At 64.0% G+C, this 19,565-nt stretch carries 23 protein-coding genes and 1 tRNA gene; 5 read left to right on the top strand and 19 right to left on the bottom strand.

From position 1 onward, the window contains the following. Positions 1-68: 68 nt before the first annotated feature. Both AC066Y_RS04415 and AC066Y_RS04410 read left to right on the top strand, forming a co-directional pair. Positions 69-269 carry a hypothetical protein gene (locus AC066Y_RS04415; protein WP_016844973.1) on the top strand — a complete coding sequence of 67 codons (201 nt, stop codon included), beginning with the start codon at positions 69-71 and terminating at the stop codon, positions 267-269. 48 nt (positions 270-317) lie between these two features. After that, positions 318-794, top strand: a complete 477-nt coding sequence (locus AC066Y_RS04410) for a GcrA family cell cycle regulator (RefSeq protein ID WP_478272811.1) — start codon at positions 318-320, stop codon at positions 792-794. Between the two features lie 74 nt (positions 795-868). Here the strand turns inward: AC066Y_RS04410 and AC066Y_RS04405 are convergent, their stop codons facing one another. The 3 genes from AC066Y_RS04405 to AC066Y_RS04395 form a co-directional block, all read right to left on the bottom strand. Beyond that, positions 869-1,831 carry an SDR family oxidoreductase gene (locus AC066Y_RS04405; RefSeq protein WP_478272810.1) on the bottom strand — a complete coding sequence of 321 codons (963 nt, stop codon included), beginning with the start codon at positions 1,829-1,831 and terminating at the stop codon, positions 869-871. Between the two features lie 508 nt (positions 1,832-2,339). Next, complete coding sequence (locus tag AC066Y_RS04400; RefSeq protein ID WP_050400924.1) at positions 2,340-2,552, bottom strand: hypothetical protein; 213 nt, start codon at positions 2,550-2,552, stop codon at positions 2,340-2,342. Positions 2,553-2,948: 396 nt separating this feature from the next. Beyond that, positions 2,949-4,487, bottom strand: a complete 1,539-nt coding sequence (locus AC066Y_RS04395) for a porin (RefSeq protein ID WP_456722825.1) — start codon at positions 4,485-4,487, stop codon at positions 2,949-2,951. A 453-nt stretch (positions 4,488-4,940) separates the two neighbouring features. On the opposite strand from AC066Y_RS04395, the gene AC066Y_RS04390 reads away from it, so the two are divergent. Further along, positions 4,941-5,453, top strand: coding sequence for a MarR family winged helix-turn-helix transcriptional regulator (locus AC066Y_RS04390; RefSeq protein WP_456722824.1), 513 nt, complete (start codon positions 4,941-4,943; stop codon positions 5,451-5,453). A 62-nt stretch (positions 5,454-5,515) separates the two neighbouring features. On the opposite strand, the gene AC066Y_RS04385 is transcribed toward AC066Y_RS04390, so the two are convergent. The 7 genes from AC066Y_RS04385 to AC066Y_RS04355 form a co-directional block, all read right to left on the bottom strand. Next, positions 5,516-5,593: transfer RNA gene (locus tag AC066Y_RS04385), tRNA-Pro, on the bottom strand. 98 nt (positions 5,594-5,691) lie between these two features. Next, positions 5,692-6,285 carry a MerR family transcriptional regulator gene (locus tag AC066Y_RS04380; protein ID WP_456722795.1) on the bottom strand — a complete coding sequence of 198 codons (594 nt, stop codon included), beginning with the start codon at positions 6,283-6,285 and terminating at the stop codon, positions 5,692-5,694. A 122-nt stretch (positions 6,286-6,407) separates the two neighbouring features. After that, entirely contained in the window at positions 6,408-6,743 is a 336-nt protein-coding gene (locus AC066Y_RS04375; RefSeq protein ID WP_021079083.1) for an integration host factor subunit alpha, read from the bottom strand. Positions 6,744-6,873: 130 nt separating this feature from the next. Further along, positions 6,874-7,851: a beta-ketoacyl-ACP synthase III gene (locus AC066Y_RS04370; RefSeq protein ID WP_478272809.1), complete on the bottom strand. Its 978-nt coding sequence runs from the start codon at positions 7,849-7,851 to the stop codon at positions 6,874-6,876. After that, positions 7,848-8,909 carry a phosphate acyltransferase PlsX gene (gene plsX, locus AC066Y_RS04365; RefSeq protein ID WP_092114721.1) on the bottom strand — a complete coding sequence of 354 codons (1,062 nt, stop codon included), beginning with the start codon at positions 8,907-8,909 and terminating at the stop codon, positions 7,848-7,850. Before plsX ends, AC066Y_RS04370 begins: the two co-directional genes overlap by 4 nt. A gap of 325 nt (positions 8,910-9,234) precedes the next feature. After that, a complete protein-coding gene (locus AC066Y_RS04360) occupies positions 9,235-9,822 on the bottom strand; it encodes a YceD family protein (protein WP_478272808.1) in 588 nt (195 codons plus the stop codon). Continuing rightward, on the bottom strand, positions 9,819-10,370 hold the full coding sequence (locus tag AC066Y_RS04355) for a ubiquinol-cytochrome C chaperone family protein (RefSeq protein ID WP_478272807.1): 552 nt from the start codon (positions 10,368-10,370) through the stop codon (positions 9,819-9,821). The genes AC066Y_RS04360 and AC066Y_RS04355 overlap by 4 nt, the downstream gene beginning before the upstream one ends. Positions 10,371-10,507: 137 nt before the next feature. Here AC066Y_RS04355 and AC066Y_RS04350 point away from each other — a divergent pair, with 137 nt between their 5' ends. Both AC066Y_RS04350 and AC066Y_RS04345 read left to right on the top strand, forming a co-directional pair. Then, positions 10,508-10,987: an outer membrane protein assembly factor BamE gene (locus AC066Y_RS04350; RefSeq protein ID WP_478272806.1), complete on the top strand. Its 480-nt coding sequence runs from the start codon at positions 10,508-10,510 to the stop codon at positions 10,985-10,987. Positions 10,988-11,139: 152 nt separating this feature from the next. Further along, positions 11,140-12,147 carry a Bug family tripartite tricarboxylate transporter substrate binding protein gene (locus AC066Y_RS04345; RefSeq protein ID WP_478272805.1) on the top strand — a complete coding sequence of 336 codons (1,008 nt, stop codon included), beginning with the start codon at positions 11,140-11,142 and terminating at the stop codon, positions 12,145-12,147. Positions 12,148-12,314: 167 nt separating this feature from the next. Here the strand turns inward: AC066Y_RS04345 and AC066Y_RS04340 are convergent, their stop codons facing one another. The 9 genes from AC066Y_RS04340 to nrdR form a co-directional block, all read right to left on the bottom strand. After that, positions 12,315-12,470, bottom strand: a complete 156-nt coding sequence (locus AC066Y_RS04340; protein WP_171947607.1) for a hypothetical protein — start codon at positions 12,468-12,470, stop codon at positions 12,315-12,317. Between the two features lie 150 nt (positions 12,471-12,620). Then, positions 12,621-14,741, bottom strand: coding sequence for a sodium-translocating pyrophosphatase (locus tag AC066Y_RS04335; protein WP_478272804.1), 2,121 nt, complete (start codon positions 14,739-14,741; stop codon positions 12,621-12,623). A 223-nt stretch (positions 14,742-14,964) separates the two neighbouring features. Beyond that, positions 14,965-15,993 carry a thiamine-phosphate kinase gene (gene thiL / locus AC066Y_RS04330; RefSeq protein ID WP_478272803.1) on the bottom strand — a complete coding sequence of 343 codons (1,029 nt, stop codon included), beginning with the start codon at positions 15,991-15,993 and terminating at the stop codon, positions 14,965-14,967. Between the two features lie 111 nt (positions 15,994-16,104). Continuing rightward, a complete protein-coding gene (gene nusB, locus AC066Y_RS04325) occupies positions 16,105-16,599 on the bottom strand; it encodes a transcription antitermination factor NusB (protein ID WP_092114726.1) in 495 nt (164 codons plus the stop codon). A gap of 2 nt (positions 16,600-16,601) precedes the next feature. Then, on the bottom strand, positions 16,602-17,093 hold the full coding sequence (gene ribH, locus AC066Y_RS04320) for a 6,7-dimethyl-8-ribityllumazine synthase (protein ID WP_092114727.1): 492 nt from the start codon (positions 17,091-17,093) through the stop codon (positions 16,602-16,604). Positions 17,094-17,134: 41 nt separating this feature from the next. After that, positions 17,135-17,290: a hypothetical protein gene (locus tag AC066Y_RS04315; RefSeq protein WP_478272802.1), complete on the bottom strand. Its 156-nt coding sequence runs from the start codon at positions 17,288-17,290 to the stop codon at positions 17,135-17,137. A 16-nt stretch (positions 17,291-17,306) separates the two neighbouring features. Further along, positions 17,307-17,915 (bottom strand): riboflavin synthase, encoded by a 609-nt coding sequence (locus tag AC066Y_RS04310; protein ID WP_478272801.1) that lies wholly within the window; start codon positions 17,913-17,915, stop codon positions 17,307-17,309. Beyond that, on the bottom strand, positions 17,915-19,075 hold the full coding sequence (ribD, locus tag AC066Y_RS04305) for a bifunctional diaminohydroxyphosphoribosylaminopyrimidine deaminase/5-amino-6-(5-phosphoribosylamino)uracil reductase RibD (protein ID WP_478272800.1): 1,161 nt from the start codon (positions 19,073-19,075) through the stop codon (positions 17,915-17,917). The genes AC066Y_RS04310 and ribD overlap by 1 nt, the downstream gene beginning before the upstream one ends. Next, positions 19,072-19,554, bottom strand: coding sequence for a transcriptional regulator NrdR (gene nrdR, locus AC066Y_RS04300; protein WP_050400938.1), 483 nt, complete (start codon positions 19,552-19,554; stop codon positions 19,072-19,074). The genes ribD and nrdR overlap by 4 nt, the downstream gene beginning before the upstream one ends. Positions 19,555-19,565 lie beyond the last annotated feature (11 nt).

Below are 19,565 nucleotides of genomic sequence, written 5' to 3'. Positions count from 1 at the left end.
GCCATACTCCTAAATAGACTCTAAATAGATACTTTTCAGTACAGGCGTTCAGGGTTAAGCGTTTTCTCATGGCTACAGAAAAGGCCGAAACCGACCGCGTCCCGGTCACATTGGCGCTCTCGACCATTGGTTATCTCGAGAAGCTGGTGAGACAGGGCACCCACGGCACGAGCGTCCCGGGCGTCGCACGGACATTGATCGAGGAAGGCATTCGGCTCGCCATCAAGGACGGGTTGCTTGCAATCCGCGACAACGGACGCACGCCCTGACGACGTGTGCGTCGGCGCGGCGGTTCAACAGAACGTGGAACCGTCAAAATGATTACCATCGAGCCGACCTGGACGCCGGAGCGCGTCGACCAACTCAAGATCTACTTTGAAGCCGGCCTCTCCTGCCGCGACATCGCCGTCAATATCGGCGTCAGCCGCAATGCGGTGATCGGCAAGCTGTCGCGGCTGAACCTCACGCGCACGACGCCGGACGAACGCCGGGCAAGGCGGAAGAAATCCACCGCGCACACCGCGCACGCCGCGCAACGGGCGACCGCGAAGCAGCAGCTCCAGTTGCTGCAGGCGGCCTACGAACAAGAGCCCGACGATGCGACGATCGTCAGCGCCAACAACTGCTCGCTGTTCGAGCTGAGCGAGCAACGTTGCCGCTGGCCGATCAGCACGCCGGGCGCCGACGATTTCTGCTTTTGCGGCAACACGCCGCTCGGCGGCATGCCCTATTGCTCCGGGCATTGCCGCCTCGCCTATCAGGCGGGGTCACGGCAGCGCGCGATGCGCGGGTAGCGTTTCGCGCGACGCACACCGCGTCAAAACGGGAAGCAGGTCCGGTTCTGATCCATCAGAACCGGATCGCTGGTTCACCCGACCTTCCAGCCGGTCGCCGCCACGATGCCCTGGTAGAACTCCGGCGTGTAGGCCTGCTCCGGGGTCTTGCGCACACGCTCGTCGAGCAGATGCGCATCGTCGCCGACCAGGATACGCCAGCGTTCGGCCTTCACGCCGTCGAGGATGATCTTGGCGGCGGCAGCCGCCGAGGTCGGTGCCTCGTCATGGAAGATGCGAGCGCGGTCGAGCGCGAGCTGCTGGATGTCGGCATCCGACATCTTGGCGACGTCGATGCCCTGCCCTTGCAGACGCTGGCGGGCCTGCTTGAGCTCGTCGGGATTGAGCTGGTCGGCGCCGTTCTGCACCTTGCGCGAGTTCGATACGATCGAGGTGCCGATGTGACCGGGCATCACCACCGAGCATTTGACATGCGGCGCGTTGAGCCGGAGATCGTTGATCATCGCCTCGGTGAATCCCTTCACCGCGAACTTCGCCGCGCTGTACGCGGTGTGCGACACGCCCATGCCGACCGAGGCCCAGAAGCCGTTGACGCTCGAGGTGTTGACGATATGCGCCTCGTCGGCCTTCACCAGCAGCGGCAGGAAGGTGCGGACGCCGAGATAGACGCCGCCCCAGCAGATGTTGAAGGTGCGCTCCCACTGCTCGCGCGTGTTGGTGAACAGGCTGCCGCCACCGCCGATGCCGGCATTGTTGAACAGCAAATGGATCTTGTCGGTCGCCTGCTGCTCGATCAGCTCATCGCGAAAGCGCTTGTAGTGATCCTCGATCGAGACGTCGGCAACGTGGGTGGTGATGCGCAGGCCCTGCGGCAGCTTCTCGACCTCGCAGAGCCGCTTGGTCTCGGCCATCGCCTCGGCCGAGACGTCGCACATCGCGACATTGCATCCTTCAGCAACGAGCTGCCGCGCCAGCTCGCGCCCCATGCCCGTGCCGCCACCGGTGATGACGGCAATCTTTCCGGCAAAATCCTTCATGTGAGATCCGTTCCTTCCTTGATTCTTCTTGCCCTGCTTGTTCTTGGTTTCGGCTGGAGCGCGGATCGCAGTCGCAGCCGCTTGGCTGCGGCACTCTACATCACCGAATTATCGCGCAGCAACGGCGCCCGCCCTTCACGCGCAAGTGTGCCGGCAGCAGCAGATCGAGGCAGCCGGCGCTGTAACGAAGTCATTCCGCGCAGCGAACAATCCGACATCGACAAGCGGAGACAACGATCGTGCAGATCTGAATGGATTGGTCGTAACGACGCTGATGGCGATCGCGGCCGGCATTGCCGTTACAGCCGCTGCCGCCGAGGTCACACCGCCGAAGCCCCGCGACGGCGCCTGCGCCGACGGCTCACGCTGATCAGATCAGACAAGGGCAGAAGCGGCGTGGCGCAATACATCGTCATCGCATGCGCGCGATCAGATGCGATGTCGCCCGATCTCGAACGCTTGTCCGCGCCCCCGTTGAACGCCAGGTCGGACGCCGGACCGCTCCGCGCTATTCGGCCGTCTCGATCCGCACGGGCGCGCGCCGTCGCAGCACGCCGCTGGCAACGCTCAAGACAAGCTTGAGCAGGCCGCGCCACGAGAAGTCGATGACAACCTCATGGTGCCGCAATCCCTTGCCACCCTTCACCAGCCCGAGATCCCGGATCAAGCAGTAATGGCCGCTGCTCATCCGAGCCAGGCGGCTGTTCTTGAAGCGTCCCATGAATGACGAGAATGCACTGCGGATCGATTCCGTCAAATCTTGACGACATTGAATCGATGAGATGGTGCGGGCCCTGCTGCGAGCAGCTGTTTGCGACCGTCGCGCGCGTCACGATCCCCCGCGCCTTGAATCAAAAACCTCCGGCAGGGCATTGCCGGAGGTTTGGGAGGCTTAGCATGAGCTAAGAGCCATCATTCAATGTGTTGGCCGCCACGTATATAGTTTAGTAGATCAGGTAAGTAAATAAATTTGCCGCGAATGAATCGCATGGCACGTCTTCGTTGTTCGCCTGGACCGAAATGACGCAGCCAATCTTCCGCTACCTATTCCAGTCAGTGAAAAACCCCGGCAGTTGCCTGCCGGGGTTCTGTAGGATCGTGATCAGATCAACCGGTATTACCAGTTGCGCTGAGCGCGGAGGAGCATCTGGACAGTGTCCTGATCCTTCAGCTCGTAGATCGCCGAAGGCTTGCCGACCGCGGCAGCGGACGTGGTGATTACGCCCGAATACTTCTGATCGAGATGCGAGTAGGTCACGTCGGCCGAGAAGGTCAGGTTCTTGACCGGGGTCCAGCGCGTGATCACACCGATCTGCGCGATGTTGTAGTCGGGGTTGCAGTTGGTCACGCCAGCGCCACCGGCGAACGCGGCACGGAAGGTACCACCCACGCCGCCAACGCCGCAGATGAGGGCCTTGGCCGTGTCGTTGTACGAGATAGCAGCGTAAGCACCGTAGATGCTGGTGTTCCAGTAGGGATCCCAGTTGTGGGTGTACGCACCGCGCATACCCCAGGTCTTGATGCTTTGCTGCTGGCCGCCGGGGCCGAACACCGTGTCAGGCGCAGTGCCGAAGCCGACGCTGCCATACGCACCCGGGAGGTTCGAACCGCTGTAGATCGCGATCGAGCCGGCCTGGCTGGCCAGGTCCTGGATGTTGTAACGGGTCGCACCGTCGGTGTAGACGCCCTGGATGTTGATGGTGTCGCCGGGTCCGGTCGGGATGTTCTTGATCGACAGGGCCAGCGCACCAGCCCAGCCCCACTTGTCGTCCGGATGGCCGGTCAACTCGGTGCCGCCGTAGTAGGCTGCGTGATTGTCATGCGCCGCGACCGACGCCTGGAAGATACCCCAAGCCTGGTCCACCTTGAGCGCGGCGATGAAGTCCGGCGCAATCGTGCCGGCGAAGTCGCTCGAGCCATAGGCACCACCGGCGCCGAGGTTGTTCACGCCGGCCTGGGAGTACGCCACCTGATCCTGCGCCGACAGAGCCAGCGAGACGCCGTTGCCGAACTGCGCGGTGTAGGTGAACTGGTTCACGCCGTTGGTGGTGTTCACGCCGCCGACGAGACCGTCATAGTTGTTGCCCGGATAGCCCGTCCATGGAGCGGCGAACTGCGAGACCGCCTTACCCATGGTGAAGCCGGCGAACTGGATGAAGGCGTAGTAGACGCCGACCGAACCGGCCGCAACGTTGCCCGAGCTGGCGTTGTTCGGAGCAGAGGACGTGCCGATCGGCGAATAGATCGTCGAACCGGCGGCAGCGCCCGGACCGTAGCTGTCCGAGGTCCAGGTGAACACCGCATCGAAGTAGGTACGGACCACGCCGTACTCGGTCGCGGTGCGGGTATCGATGTTCAGGTCTTCACGAGAACGCCAGGTGTAGCCGTTGGTGAAGCGGTTGTTGGCACCGCTGGCGCCATTGTAGTTCGGGCCGTAGACGCTGTTGCCGTTGATGACCAAGTCGGCGCGCACGTAGCCGCCGAGCTTGATGCAGGTGTCGGTGCCGGGGATGTAGTAGAAGCCCGGACCATAAAGCGAGCAAACCTTCACGTATTCGACCGCTTTGGCCTTAACGGGAAGATCGGCCGCCTGTGCCCCGCCGACCGCGACCAGCGCAGCGGCCGAGCCCAGAATAAGGCTCTTCGCCAATTTCATATCAAACCTCCAAGTTGCTCATATGCGTAGAGTCCGGGTCGCGAGCGCCCCGTGATCCTCCCGCATTGTCCAAGACCGTTTTCCCCAAACCTCGCACCCTCAGATCAATCTGTGGTGTGCGACGGACTTGAACGATCACCGCAACGGGACGATCGAGATTCCCCTACCGCCGGGTTCAATATGCATGGGCGAGTTGCCCAATCAAAATAGTTTATAAAGTCAGGAATACGAATGCGGCCACACTGTGTCTCGCCGGCAACGCTCGACTTAAGCCCCTTACCTGCATGGGCAAATTTGTCGCACCCCAAATAGCCGAACGGTCACATACGCATCATAATTGCTTTACGTTCACTTGCCTTCCTGAGCGACTTACTAGAAAAAAAGTCCCGCCGACGCGGGAATCAAGAAATAAATCAGCACAAAGCTGAGTCGGCACCTAGGGAAGGGGAAGCTGTGTCAGTGACCAGGAAGGATCAGGCGCGTCTGCGCGCCATCGAGAATCTCGACATCATCAAGCGCTTTACGCTCGAGATCTCGTCCATCAACTCGCATCTTGAACGGGTCCGCCAGCTCTGGGGCAAGGCGCTTGGCGTCAGCGGTCCGCAATGGATGATCCTGATCGCGATCTCGGACCTCGACAAGGATGACGGCGTGCCGATCAACGTGGTGTCGAAGCTGCTGCATGTCGATCCGTCGTTCGTGACCACGCAGTCCAAGCTGCTCGAGCAGAAGGAGCTGCTGCGCCGCGCGCCCTCCCCGGCCGATGCGCGCGTGGTCCGCCTGTCGCTGACCGACAAGACCCGAAAGCATCTGGCGGGCCTCGCCGACCAGCACAAGGCGTTCAAGAAGACCGTGTTCGAGGAATTCAGCGAGCCCGAACTGGCCGAGTTCACGGCCAAGCTTGCGATGCTCAACAACCGCATGGAAAAGGCCTGCCTGATCGCCGCGATGGATTTCGAGACCTGACGATGGCCGCATCGGGCGGCGAGCAACGCCCGAATGCTCTCAACATCGCATGCTTTGAAAAATGGTCGGAGCGAGAGGATTTGAACCTCCGACCCCTAGTCTCCCAGACTAGTGCGCTAACCGGGCTGCGCCACGCTCCGATGCCGTTCCATTAGCTGCGATCCTGCGTTCGCGCAAGGCGGAGCAAGCCCTTTGAGGGCTGCAATCCGGGCCCGGTTCCCATGACGGCTTCCTTGGCTCAGCCGTCCTTCATCGCCGCATCGATCAGCTGCCGGCAGGCGACCAGTTCCTGCAGCACGCGTTCGAGCCGCTCCCGATCGACTGGCGGAACGGTCGGGCGCACCGGCGGCGCAGCCGACGCCTTGCCCGGGTGGGCGTGCGCCTTGTAGGTCGACAGGATCGGATCCACGTCGGGATCGACGAATCGGTAGTCGATTCCCCCCTCGTCCCCGTCGCCCTCCTCGCCGTCGAAATCGAGGCCGTCATTGCTCTGGAGATCGTCGGGCTCGGCCATGCTGTTGCCGACCGCCTCCTCGACCGCGCCGAACGAGACGGCGGCGGTCTGGTCGGCGATGCCCTGCACCGACTTGATGCCGTGCTCTTTCAGGATCCGCTGCACGCCGCGGATGGTGTAGCCCTCGCCGTAGAGCAGCCGGCGGATACCTTTGAGCAGGTCGACGTCGTCGGGGCGATAATAGCGGCGTCCGCCGCTGCGCTTCATCGGCTTGATCTGCGCGAAGCGCGTTTCCCAGAATCTCAGCACATGCTGGGGAATATCGAGCTCATCTGCGACTTCGCTGATGGTACGGAACGCATCCGGCGCCTTGTCCAAATGCCCGCTCCTCTTGCCTCAATGCCTGGAACCCCTCCCGTCCGATCGAAACGGGGCTCCGCATTCGGGTTTTGGCGCGTTTTCTTCACGCGAACCGGGTATCCACTTCGCTTGAAAACGCGCTAGTCGGCCTTGCTGCCGTCGCCATTGGTGACGGCATGGCCATTGATCCGCTGCTTCAGGATCGCCGACGGCTTGAACACCATCACCCGCCGCGGCGAGATCGGCACCTCGGTGCCGGTCTTTGGATTGCGCCCGATACGCTGGCCCTTCTTGCGCACCATGAAGGAGCCGAATGAGGACAGCTTCACAGTCTCGCCCTTTTCCAGGCAATCGGTGATCTCCTTCAGCACCAACTCGACAAACGCCGACGATTCCGTGCGCGACAGACCTACCTTTTGGTAGACCGCCTCACACAAATCGACGCGCGTCACTGTTTTTCCGGTTCCCGTGGTCATCGCCTGCCCCGCACTCTCGGCGAACAATTTCTTGACTGAAATTAAAAGCTTAGCGCGCAATGGTCAACAGCGACCAGCATCCGGGCGCTGGAAAGATGCCGGCAACCTGCCGATACTCTTTGACGATGCGCTACCAGCGCACGAGCGCCGAACCCCAGGTGAAGCCGCCGCCCATCGCCTCGAACAGCACCAGATCGCCCTTCTTGACGCGTCCGTCCCTTACGGCGACCGATAGCGCGAGCGGGATCGAGGCTGCCGAGGTGTTGCCGTGCTTGTCGACTGTCAAGACCACCTTCTGCGGCGCAATATGCAGCTTGTGGGCCGAGGCATCGATGATTCGCTTGTTGGCCTGATGCGGAATGAACCAGTTGATGTCGTCGGCGGTAAAGCCGGTGGCGTTGAACGCATCGACGATCACATCGGTGATCATGCCGACGGCGTGCTTGAATACCTCGCGGCCCTCCATCCGGAGATGGCCGACCGTCTTGGTCGAGCCGGGACCGCCATCGACGAACAGCTTCGACTTGTGGCGTCCGTCCGAGCGCAGATGCGTCGTCAGCACGCCGGGATCGTCGGTCGTGCCGGAATGCTGCTGCGCTTCCAGCACCACCGCGCCGGCGCCATCGCCGAACAGCACGCAGGTGCCGCGGTCGTTCCAGTCGAGGATGCGCGAGAAGGTTTCGGCGCCGATCACCAAGGCCCGCTTGTGGGCCCCGGCGCGCAGGAAATTGTCCGCGGTGGTCAGCGCAAAGATGAAGCCGGAGCACACCGCCTGCAGATCGAACGCGACGCCGTGGTTGATGCCGAGCCCGTGCTGGACTGCGACCGCGGTCGCCGGAAACGTGTTGTCGGGGGTCGAGGTCGCCAGCACGATCAGGTCGATCGACTGGGGGTCGATCTTGGCATCGGCGAGCGCGGCGCGCGCGGCATTGATGGCGAGATGCGAGGTGAATTCGTCATCGGCGGCGATGTGCCGCTCGCTGATGCCGGTGCGCTGCACGATCCAGTCATCGGACGTGTCGATTCGGCTCGCCAGTTCGGCATTGGTCAAAACCCGCTCCGGCAAATATGAGCCGCAGCCGAGCACTACCGAACGTATCGCAGTCACGAGACAGCCTCCTGCGCGGTCTGCGCCTTTACCAGGGCGCCGCCATCGCGGTTGAGCATCTGATTGATCTTGGTGAGGAGATCGTAGTGGGCCATCTCATAGCCAACATCCACCGCATAGGCAAAGCCTTCCGCGTTGATGCCGCCATGGCTCTTGACCACCACGCCGTTCAGGCCGAGCAGCAGGCCGCCATTCGACTTGTTGGGATCGAGCTTGTCGCGCAGCTTCTGGAACGCGCCGCGGGCAAACAGATAGCCGATCCGCGCCAGCCAGCTCGACGACATCGCCTCGCGCAATAGCGTGAACATCTGGCGCGCGGTGCCCTCGGCGGCCTTGAGCGCGATATTGCCGCTGAAGCCTTCCGACACGATCACGTCGGCGAGCCCCTTGCCGATCGCATCGCCCTCGACAAAGCCGATATAGTTGAACTGGGGTGCGTTCATCGCGCGCAGCATCTCGGCGGCCTCGCGGATTTCCCCGTGCCCCTTGATCTCCTCGGACCCGATATTGAGCAGGCCGACGGTCGGCCGTTCGAGGTTGAACAGCACGCTCGCCATCGCGCTGCCCATCACCGCGAGCGTCGCCAGATGGCGGGCGTCGCCGCCGATCGAGGCTCCGAGATCGAGCACCACCGAATCGCCTCGCAGCGTCGGCCACGCCGCAGCGAGCGCCGGGCGGTCGACGCCCGGCAACGTCCGCAGATTGATGCTGCCCATCGCCATCAGCGCGCCTGAGTTGCCAGCCGAGACCGCAACGTCGGCCTCGCCGTGCTTCACCGCATCGATCGCCAGCCACATCGACGACGCCCTGCGGGTCCGCCGCAGCGCCTGGCTCGGCTTCTCGTCATTCTTCACCGCGACGTCGGTATGGATCACCTTCGATACCGCCTTCAGCGCAGGATGTTTCGCAAGCTCCGGCTCGATCTGGGCCCGGTCTCCGACCAGCAGGAATTCGCTGTCGGGATGACGGCTCAACGAGATCGCGGCGCCGGGAATGACCACCGATGCGCCGACATCGCCCCCCATGGCGTCAAGCGCGATTCGAACCTTATGAGGCATGAACGTCCCGGAAGCCTGCTCTCCCACAGCCCTTCAGATGAAGACCGCGAGCTTGAAGTCACCGCCGTCACCGGCGCGCGGCGAAACGCCGGGCCGCGACAATAGCGTGTCCGCGGTCCGACACAACCTCTTGACCACAAACAAGCGAGGCGCCGAACCGTCACGCAACACATCAAGACATAGCAGAAATACATGATATTTCAAACTATTATGACACTTACTTGAAGTAATCGGAAATCCCCCTCGCGCAGGCCTGCAGGCAAGCCATCCCCTCAAATGTTGGAGCAAACTGCCCTCAAATTCCGTCAGCTTCCCTCAACTCCCCTCAACTTCCTTTGGGCTTCTTGCCGTCCGCCTTTTCCTTCAGCGCCTTGAGCGCGGCGAAGGGATGATTTTCCGGATCAGGCGCTTCAACCTCTTGTTCAAAGACCGCATCCGCCTTGCGCGGATAGGGGTCGATGCCAAGAAACAGCGCATCGGTGGCGAGCCGGCCGATGTCGATGAAGCCGCCGACGATCGGCTCCGGCGGATCCGGCGTCTCCTCATCACCCTGCTCGGCGTCGTCGACGAGGTCGGCCATCTCCGGGATCTGCTCGGGAGGCGCGAACACCACGTCGATCGGCTCGTCGATCTCGTTCTCGATCGGATCGAGCGTCACTACGCAGGTCTGCCCGACCCTGGCCCAAACCCGGCCGGTGACGTGGCAGCTGCCGTCGCGCTTGGGCTGCAGATCGAACGCCGCCCGCGCGGAGACCACCTCGCGCAACTCGCCGACCTCGGCGATCGCCTTGCGCGTCGCCTCGTCGGCCACGATCTCGCGATGCAGGCCGGTATCAGGGATCTGCGCGACATTGACCAGCACGCGCCAAGGGTCCCGCGCGGCTTCGGGCCGTCCTGTGCTGCCGCCGCTCATGCCGTGGTCCTCGCAGCTTGCGGCGCCGGGAAGCGCCATGCCCCCTGGGTCAGCGCCGCGAGGTCCGCGCGCGCCAACACCGCCATCGCCTCTCTGGCATAGACGGCCAGTTCGCGGGCCTTGTCGATATTCTGACCATTGAGGATGTTCTTGCAGAGCGACTGGGCCAGGGCCTCGTCGCCGTCCGTCAGCGCCAGATCATAGGCCGCAGTGCGGCCGTAGAAGGCCTCGCCGAAAGCCTGCATCCGCTTCGGCACCGTGAGGTCGCCGACGCCCATTTCCCTGAGATTGTCGTCCATGTCGATGCAGAAATGATCGAACAGGGCCTGCGACAGCCCAACGCCGCCTTCCGCGGATTTCAATTGCCGCAGTACCAGCCACAGATGCATCAGAAGCAGGTCAAAACGGCCATTAACCGTGTCCGGAACGCCCAAGTCACGGTAAAACAACGGTTCTCGCGCCTGCGTCACGATCATGCCATAGATGGTCTCAATGGTGCTGCGCGCGGGCACCCGGGGTCTTCTGAAGTGATTGAACGGCCAAAGCATAGCGGGTTCCGGCTGCCGGCCCCCCAAAGGACGCCTGTTGAGGGTTCGCCCATTGGAGCTCGGCATGATTGCAATCCATTGAGCTGCCCGGTACGTCAATGCTCCGGCCGATGCAAGGGGACGGATCAGTTCCGCCGATGAACCACACTCTTCCAAGACAGTCTCGCGCGGCTTCCGCGCGCGGGTTCTTCACGCGCTTCCGCGCCATCGCGGTCGTTGGTCTGTTCTGCGCCGCCGCGCTCGGCGGCTGCGCCGGCGAGCAATTCCAGAAGGGCTACATCCTGCCCGACGGAGCGCTCGAGCAGATTCCGATCGGCGCGAGCCAGGATCAGGTGCTGATCGTGCTCGGCACGCCCTCGACGGTCGCAACGCTCGACGGCGAGGTGTTTTACTACATCTCGCAGCGGACCTCGCGGCCGGTTGCCTTCATGAACCAGCGCGTGGTCGACCAGCGCGTCATCGCGGTCTATTTCGACAAGAACCGCCAGGTGCGCCGGCTTGCCAATTACGGCCTGAAGGACGGCAAGATCTTCGACTTCGTCAGCCGGACCACGCCGACGTCGGGCCAGGAAATGTCCTACCTGACACCGCTCTTCAAGCTGCTGAGCTTCAACTAGAGCATGATCCGGAAAAGTGCGAAGCGGTTTTCCGAAAAGATCATGCTCAAAAAATAAGGCCTGAAGGACTGCGCCAGTTTGTCGCTTGCCCCACGGGCAAGCGGTCACCTACGCTTGCTCGCAAACAAGAAGCCTGAGCAGGGAGTAAGCGCGTGAGAGCCAGGAGATTTTCCCGTCGTACGGTATTGTCGGGCGCGGCCTCATTGGCGGCGGCGGCGATCCTGCCGCGTGCCAGTCTCGGTGCCGGCGACTGGCGGCCGTCCGAGACGGTCCGGATCATCGTGCCGGCGGCGGCCGGCGGCTCGACCGACGTGATGGGGCGGCTGCTGGCGGCGCATTTGCAGCCGCTCTGGGGCCAGTCGGTCGTGGTGGAGAATCGCTCCGGCGCCGGCGGCACCATCGGCACCGCGGAGGTCGCGCGCAGCAAGGGCGACGGCCACACCATCCTGATCGGCAATCCCGGCCCCAACGCGATCGCCTTCAGCATCTTCCGGAACCTGACCTACAAGGCCGACCAGCTACAGGCGGTCTCCAACATGATCCGGATCCCGAACATCGTCTCGGCGCATCCATCGACCGGCATCAAGTCGATCCCCGAATTGATCGCCTATCTGAAGAAGAACCCCGACAAGCTCACCTACGGCTCGTCCGGTACCGGGCAGAGCCCTCACCTCACCGGCGCCTGGTTCCTGCAACTCACCGGGCTGAAGATGACGCATGTGCCGTTCCGCGGCGCCGGCCCAGCGCTGCAGGCCGGGCTCGCCGGCGACATCCAGATCCTGTTCGACAATCTCTATCCGTCGCTGCCGCAGGTGCAGGACGGCAAGCTGAACGGGCTCTGCGTCACCACGGCCGAGCGCAGCGAGTCCGCGCCCAATCTGCCTGTGATGCGCGAGGGTGCGCCGGAGCTTGCCAAATTCGACGTCGCCTCCTGGTTCGGCGTGTTCCTGCCGAAGACGGCACCCGCGCCCGTGGTCGACGAGTTGAACCGTCAGATCAAGGCGATGCTGGAGCGCGACGACGTCAAGAAGAACATCGCCGGCATGGGCGCGCGCGCCGACTACGGCACGCCGCAGCAATTCTCCGACTTCGTCAGCGCGGAGACCACAAAGTTCGCCGCCATCATCGAGAAGGAAGGCTTGCAGATGGAGGTCAAGTAACCGCCGCTGTCACAGCACCGTACGGCGGATTAGCCGACCACGTCCGCCGTAGCTCAACGAGCGAAGGCGGAAGGCGTAATCCGCCGCGGCGGTTAGACCTATCGGTGGATTACGCTTCGCCAATCCACCCTACAATTCTATCACTCCGGAGCACGGTGCGGCCAACGCTACGAGGACTTGTTGATCTTCTTGATCTTCGCGTCGGTTGCTTCCATCGACATCGCCAGTTCCAGGATCGCCTGCGACAACAGCTCGATGGCCTCCTTCTGATCCTGCGATTTGGAGGCGCGGAGCGCATAGTTCCGTGCGGATGAGAGTGACATCGATTGATCTCCGTTTTGTTCGCGTCTGGTTGTCGCGGATCTCGTCGGCGGAAAGCCGATCAATTCGGCAGTACACCGAACCAAGTCTATGCAAAACAAAAACCCCGCGGCTTGCACCGCGGGGTTTTGCATTCAGTCTTGTCGTACCGCTCAGTGCGCCAAAATCGCCAGCAGTAGCAGCGCCACGATGTTGGTGATCTTGATCATCGGGTTGACCGCCGGGCCCGCCGTGTCCTTGTAGGGATCGCCGACGGTGTCGCCGGTCACCGCGGACTTGTGGGCGTCGGAGCCCTTGCCGCCATAGTGGCCGTCCTCGATGTACTTCTTGGCATTGTCCCAGGCGCCGCCGCCCGAGGTCATCGAGATCGCGACGAACAGGCCGGTGACGATGACGCCGAGCAGCATGGCGCCGACCGCGGAGAATGCCGCCGACTTGCCGGCCGCGCCGCCGCCCGCGATCGCATAGATCACGAAGTAGACGAAGATCGGCGACAGCACCGGCAGCAGCGACGGGATGATCATCTCCTTGATCGCCGCCTTGGTCAGCAGGTCCACGGCTTTGCCGTAGTCCGGCTTGTCGGTGCCCTGCATGATGCCGGGCTTCTCGCGGAACTGACGGCGCACCTCTTCAACGATCGCGCTGGCGGCGCGTCCGACCGCCGTCATGCCCATCGCGCCGAACAGATACGGCAGCAGGCCACCGAACAGCAGGCCGACCACGACGTAGGGGTTATTGAGCGAGAAGTCCGGATTGACCCCCTTGAAGTAGAGGTGGTTGGCGGAGTCTGCGATGAAGAATTTGAGGTCCTGATTATAGGCCGCAAACAGCACCAGCGCACCGAGACCGGCGGAGCCGATCGCGTAGCCCTTGGTCACCGCCTTGGTGGTGTTGCCAACCGCGTCGAGCGCGTCGGTCGACTTGCGCACTTCCTTGGGCAGACCCGCCATTTCGGCAATGCCGCCGGCGTTGTCGGTGACCGGGCCGAAGGCGTCGAGCGCGACGATCATGCCGGCCAGCGCCAGCATGGTGGCGGTCGCGATCGCGATGCCGAACAGGCCGGCCAGGCTGTAGGTGACCAGGATGCCGGCGATGATGACGAGCGCGGGTAGCGCGGTCGCCTCCATCGAGATCGCGAGGCCCTGGATCACGTTGGTGCCGTGACCGGTGACGGACGCCGCCGCGATCGACTTCACCGGACGGTAGTCGGTGCCGGTGTAGTACTCGGTGATCCAGATGATCAAGCCGGTGACGACGAGGCCGACCACGCCGCATTCGAACAGCGCCATGCCGGTGAAGTCGACGCCATCGAGCTTGCCGAAGCCGATCAGCCAGTTGATCACGGCCGCAACGCCGACCAGCGACAGGATGCCGGTGGCGATCAGGCCCTTGTACAGGGCACCCATGATCGACTGGCTGGCGCCGAGCTTGACGAAGAAGGTGCCGATGATCGAGGTGATGATGCAGATGCCGCCGATCGCGAGCGGCAGCGTCATCATGTTCACCAGGATCGGCGTCTTGGCGAAGAAGATCGCCGCGAGCACCATGGTGGCGACCGCGGTCACCGCATAGGTCTCGAACAGGTCGGCCGCCATGCCGGCGCAATCGCCGACATTGTCGCCGACGTTGTCGGCGATAGTGGCCGGGTTGCGCGGATCGTCCTCCGGGATGCCGGCCTCGACCTTGCCGACGAGGTCGCCGCCGACGTCCGCACCCTTGGTGAAGATGCCGCCGCCGAGGCGGGCAAAGATCGAGATCAGCGAGGCGCCGAAGCCGAGCGCCACCATGGCGTCGACCACGGTGCGGCTACCGGCCTCCAGCCCTATGAACTTGACCAGCACGATGAAGTAGATGGTGACGCCGAGCAGCGCGAGACCGGCAACCAGCATGCCGGTGATCGCACCCGCCTTGAAAGCGAGTTCGAGGCCGCCGGCCAGCGAGGTGGTCGCCGCCTGCGCGGTGCGGACGTTGGCGCGCACCGAGACATTCATGCCGATGAAGCCGGCCGCACCCGACAGGATGGCGCCGATCGCAAAGCCGATCGCCACCAGAAGGCCAAGGAAGTAGGCCAGCACCACGAAGATCACGATACCGACCATGCCGATCGTGGTGTATTGCCGCCGCAGATAGGCTTGTGCGCCCTCGCGCACCGCGCCCGCGATTTCCTGCATGCGGGCATTGCCCGCATCCGCGTTCAAGACCGACTGCGTCGCCCAGATCGCGTAGACGATGGAAAGCGCCCCGCAGAGCACAATCAACCATAAAGCTGTCATTGAATGTTGCCTCAGATCCTTGATGTAACCCCCGCGCCTTCTTTGTGCCGCTAGGGGGCGGCAGGCGCTTATTTTGCGAGGACAATCCTCCCCAAAAACGGATTGCCTCAAATCGGGCGCGACCTTGCCAAAATCGTTACCGCTGTGCAACGCCACCTACGGCCGAAAACGCCGATATCGGCAGCAATTTAGAAGGAAAGTCGGCGCGTTTCGGCCGGACGTTCTAGAAATGGCTGTAGGACAGGCGCTTCAGCGCCAGTTCCCTGCCCTGTCCGTCGAGGAAGCTTGGCGGTGACTGGCCTGCAATGAGGCCACCGATGGCGGTGACAGCGACCTTGGCCTGCCGTGCCTCGCGCACAAAGGCGTCCGCGCGATCGCCCGGGACCGCGCACAAGAGCTCATAGTCATCGCCGCCGGCGACCAAGGTCTCGAACCCGATCGCCTTGCGCGCGAGCAGCCCCGCGGCCGCAGGCGACAATGGGATGCTGGGCACGTTGATCACGGCCGTCACACCGCTGGCTGCACAAAGCTTGGCCAGATCGCCGGCGAGACCATCGGACACGTCCATCGCCGCGCTGGCGTAGCTGCGGACGGCCTTGGCAAGGGCGTTGCGCGGCTGCGGAACTCGGTAGCGGGCCGCAAGAAAATCCCGGCCGGCGGCATCGGCCCCCAGTGCCGCCGCGACCGCACCGCCCTGGAGCACATCGAGGCCGAGCGCGGCATCCCCGATCGTGCCGGTCACGAACACGCGGTCGCCGGCCTTTGCCCCTGCGCGGTGCACCATCTTGCCCTGAGGCAGCCGCCCGAACGCGGTGATCGAGATCATCAGCGGCCCGGGCGTCGACACCGTGTCGCCGCCGAGCAGCGGGCAGCCGTAATGACTGGCGTCCTCACCGAGCGCCTGGGCAAACGGCTTGAGCCAGGCCTCCTCGGCGTGGCGCAGCGCCAGCGTCAGCACGAAGCCGGCCGGCGCTGCCCCCTTGGCCGCGATGTCAGACAGGTTCACCCGCAGCGCCTTGCGCGCCAGCGTGTCAGGCGGATCATCGGGGAGGAAATGCACGCCCTCGACGATGGCATCCGTGGTGACCACGATGTCCTCGCCGGCCGCCCTCAGCGCGGCAGCGTCGTCGTCGAGCCCGAACGCGCCCGGATCGGTCGCGAGCGGCTTGAAATAGCGCGCGATCAGGGAGTCTTCGCCGGAGGGACCGTCGTGACGCTCTGCCATATCGCGCGCCTTCCCCTCAGCTGTCATCGCCCGGCTCGACCGGGCGATCCAGTACGCCGCGGAAGCTGTTGTTGCCAATGACCACCGCGGCGTACTGGATCACCCGCATGCGCGGGTGATGACGGCGGAATACGTGGTTCAGCCCCGCACAAACTCGTCGCCGCGGAACTGGCGTGCGATCTGGTCGAGCACGGCGTTGACCATGCCGGTCTCGTCCTTCTCGACAAAGGCGTGCGCGACGTCGACATATTCGGAAACCACCACGCGGCCCGGCACGTCCCGGCGATGCTCGAGCTCGTAGGATCCTGCCCGCAGCACCGCGCGCAGGATCGCGTCGATCCGCTTCAGCGGCCAGCCCTTCGACAGCGCCTCGTCGATCAAGGGATCGAGCTTGGCCTGGTCGCGCACCACGCCGGAGACGACGTCGCGGAAGAACGCCGCTTCCGCCGGCAGATATTTCTCGCCCTCGACCTCGTTACCGAGCCAGTGGCTCTCGAACTCGGCGAAGATGTCGTTGATACCCGCGCCGCCAATGTCCATCTGGTACAGCGCCTGCACGGCGGCGAGGCGTGCCGCGCCGCGCCGGTTGGCTTTCCTGTCGGGGGCTTTCGCGGGCTTCTTGTTGTCAGCCATGGTCAGGCCTTTGCCAGGCGGCGTTTGATCCGCAGCATCGCGATCGCCGCGCGCGCGGCGTCGCCGCCCTTGTTCAACTCGCTGGCGCGCGCCCGCGCCCAGGCCTGTGCCTCGGTGTTGACGGTGAGGATGCCGTTGCCGAGCGGGAATTTCCGGCTCACGGCCAGATCCATCAATCCGCGCGAGGACTCCTGCGAGACGATCTCGAAATGGATGGTATCGCCGCGCACCACGCAGCCGAGCGCGATCGCCGCGTCATAGGGCTTGCCGTTCGCAGCCGCCGCATCGATCGCAATCGCGATCGCGGCCGGAATCTCCAGCGCGCCCGGCACCGTGATCACGTCATGGCTGGCGCCCGCCGTCTTCAGCTCGGCGAGCGCGCCTTCCAGCAGCGCATCCTGGATATCGTCATAAAACCGGGCCTCGACGATCAGCACGCGTGCGCCGGTGATGTCGGTCTGGTCCTTCAGGGGTGCGCGCCGCGCGTCAGCCATTGCAATACCAATCGGAACTTGGGGAGGAGTTGTGCTGCGTTTTAGGCGCAGCAGGCGGTAAAGCCAAGGGCAATACTGACCCGGATGTCACCGCGATCAGCCTGATTTTTCAGGTCGGCTTCGCCCGCAATGCATAGGCTATCCGGCTGGAAGCCGCCCGAGGCGAACAGGCAGATAAGGATGTCTGTCTCGGCCACAATGCCCAGGCCGAGGCTATTTCATCTCCGACAGCCGCGCCGCGTAACGGGCCATCAGATCGACCTCGATATTGACCTCGCTGCCGGCCTTCCAGCCGCTCAGGGTCGTGACGGAAAGCGTGTGCGGGATGATCAGCACCGAAAAGGTGACGTCGTCGACCGTATTCACGGTCAGCGAGACGCCGTCCAGCGTGATCGATCCCTTGGCGGCGATGAAACGCGCCAGTTCGCGGCTGGTTCGCAGCTCGAACCGCGCCATGTCGGGCAGATCATCGCGCTTGACGATGGTGGCGATCCCGTCGGCATGCCCGGCCACGATATGACCGCCGAGCTCGTCGCCGATCTTGAGCGCGCGCTCGAGGTTGAGCCGGCCACCCTGCGCCCAGTGCCTGGCGGTGGTCATGCCGAGCGTCTCGGCCGCGGCGTCGACATCGAACCAGGTCTTGCCGTCAGCCGTGCCGGAGGCGACCACGGTAAGGCAGACGCCGTTGCATGCGATCGAGGCGCCGTCGGCGATTGTGGTCTGGTCGTAGCCGCAGGCGATCCGCATCCGGTGCAACTGCCCCTGCGCCACGGGCTTCAGGCTGGTGATCTCGCCGATATCGGTGACAATTCCGGTAAACATTACGCACGCTCGTAGATGATGAGACTGTCGTTATCGAGGGTTTCGCTAGCACGAAGGCGGAAGGCGGGCGACTGCGTGATTGCGGCGAGCGGCATTGCGTCCAGCGCGGGAACGCCATCGGCACCGATTGGTTCAGGTCCGCGCAACAGCCAGATTTCATCGACCAGGTCGGCTGCCACGAAAGAATTTGCGACGCGCGAGCCGCCCTCGACCATCAGTCGCGTGATGCCCTTCTCCGCCAGCGCATGCAACACCGCCGGCAGATCGAGCCCCGGCTGCGCGCTGGACGCAACGCGGATTGCCTCTGCCCCGGCGGCACCGAGCTTCATCGCGGCCGGCGCCTCGGCAAGATCTGATGTCATCACCCAGAGCGGCGTCTCGCGCGCCGAATGCACCAGGCGGCTGTCGCCCGAGATACGCAGCGCGCGATCCAACACCACCCGCACCGGCGAGCGCGCCGCCATGCCGGGCAACCGGCAGGTCAGGAGCGGATCGTCGGCCTTCACCGTGCCGATCCCGACAAGGATCGCGTCGCTCTGCGCGCGCAACAGATGCACGCGCCTCTGCGCAGCCTCGCCGGTAATCGCTACGGGCTTGTGGCCACCCGCTGCAATCTTGTCGTCGGCCGACACCGCGAGCTTGAGGATCACGTGCGGGCGCTTGTCCGTGATGCGGCGGAAATGCCCGGCATGGTCGCGCGCGGCCTCGGCCGCGCACAGTCCGACATCGACCGCGATCCCTGCAGCGCGCAGCTTGGCGTGGCCCTTGCCACCGACCTCCGGATTGGGGTCCTCGATCGCCGACACCACGCGGGCGAGCCCGGCCGCGACGACGGCATCCGCACAGGGCGGCGAGCGGCCGAAATGCGAGCAGGGTTCGAGCGTGACATAGAGCGTGGCGCCGCGCGCCGCTTCACCCGCGCGCCTCAATGCCTCGACCTCGGCATGCGGGCGGCCGCCGGGCTGAGTCCAGCCGCGGCCGACAATCACGCCATCCTTGACGATGACGGCGCCGACGGCCGGATTGGGCCAGGTGCGCCCGAGCCCGCGGCGGCCGAGCGCGAGCGCAAGCTGCATGAAGCGCAGATCGGCGGCCTTTGCCGTTTCCTTCGCCTCTTTGGCCTTCTGCCCGAGCTGCTCTTCCAGAATGCGGAAGATCATTTTCGCAACGTCGCGATCCGCGGGTCCTCTTCGCCGGTCAGCTCGTCGAGCACGGCCTCAAAGTCCTTGGCCTCGCGGAAATTACGATAGACCGAGGCGAAGCGGACATAGGCGACGTCGTCGAGCTGGCGCAGATGCTCCATCACGATCTCGCCGATCGCCTCCGAGGAGACCTCCGCCTCGCCGCCGCTTTCGAGCTCGCGGACGATGGTGGACACCATCTTCTCCACCCGCTCGGACTCCACCGGGCGTTTGCGCAATGAGATCTGCAGCGAACGCACCAGCTTGTCGCGGTCGAACGGCACGCGGCGGCCATTGCGCTTGATCACGGTCAGCTCGCGCAGCTGCACCCGCTCGAAGGTCGTGAAGCGGAAGTTGCAGGCCATGCAGACGCGCCGCCTGCGAATGACCGCGGAGTCCTCGGTCGGACGCGAGTCCTTGACCTGCGTATCGAGAGAATTGCAGCTCGGGCAGCGCATCCGATGGGACC

This window comes from Bradyrhizobium sp. USDA3010, from assembly GCF_056429065.1.
The sequence above is the reverse complement of the archived record's forward strand: the minus strand, read 5'-3'. Positions and strand labels throughout refer to the sequence as shown.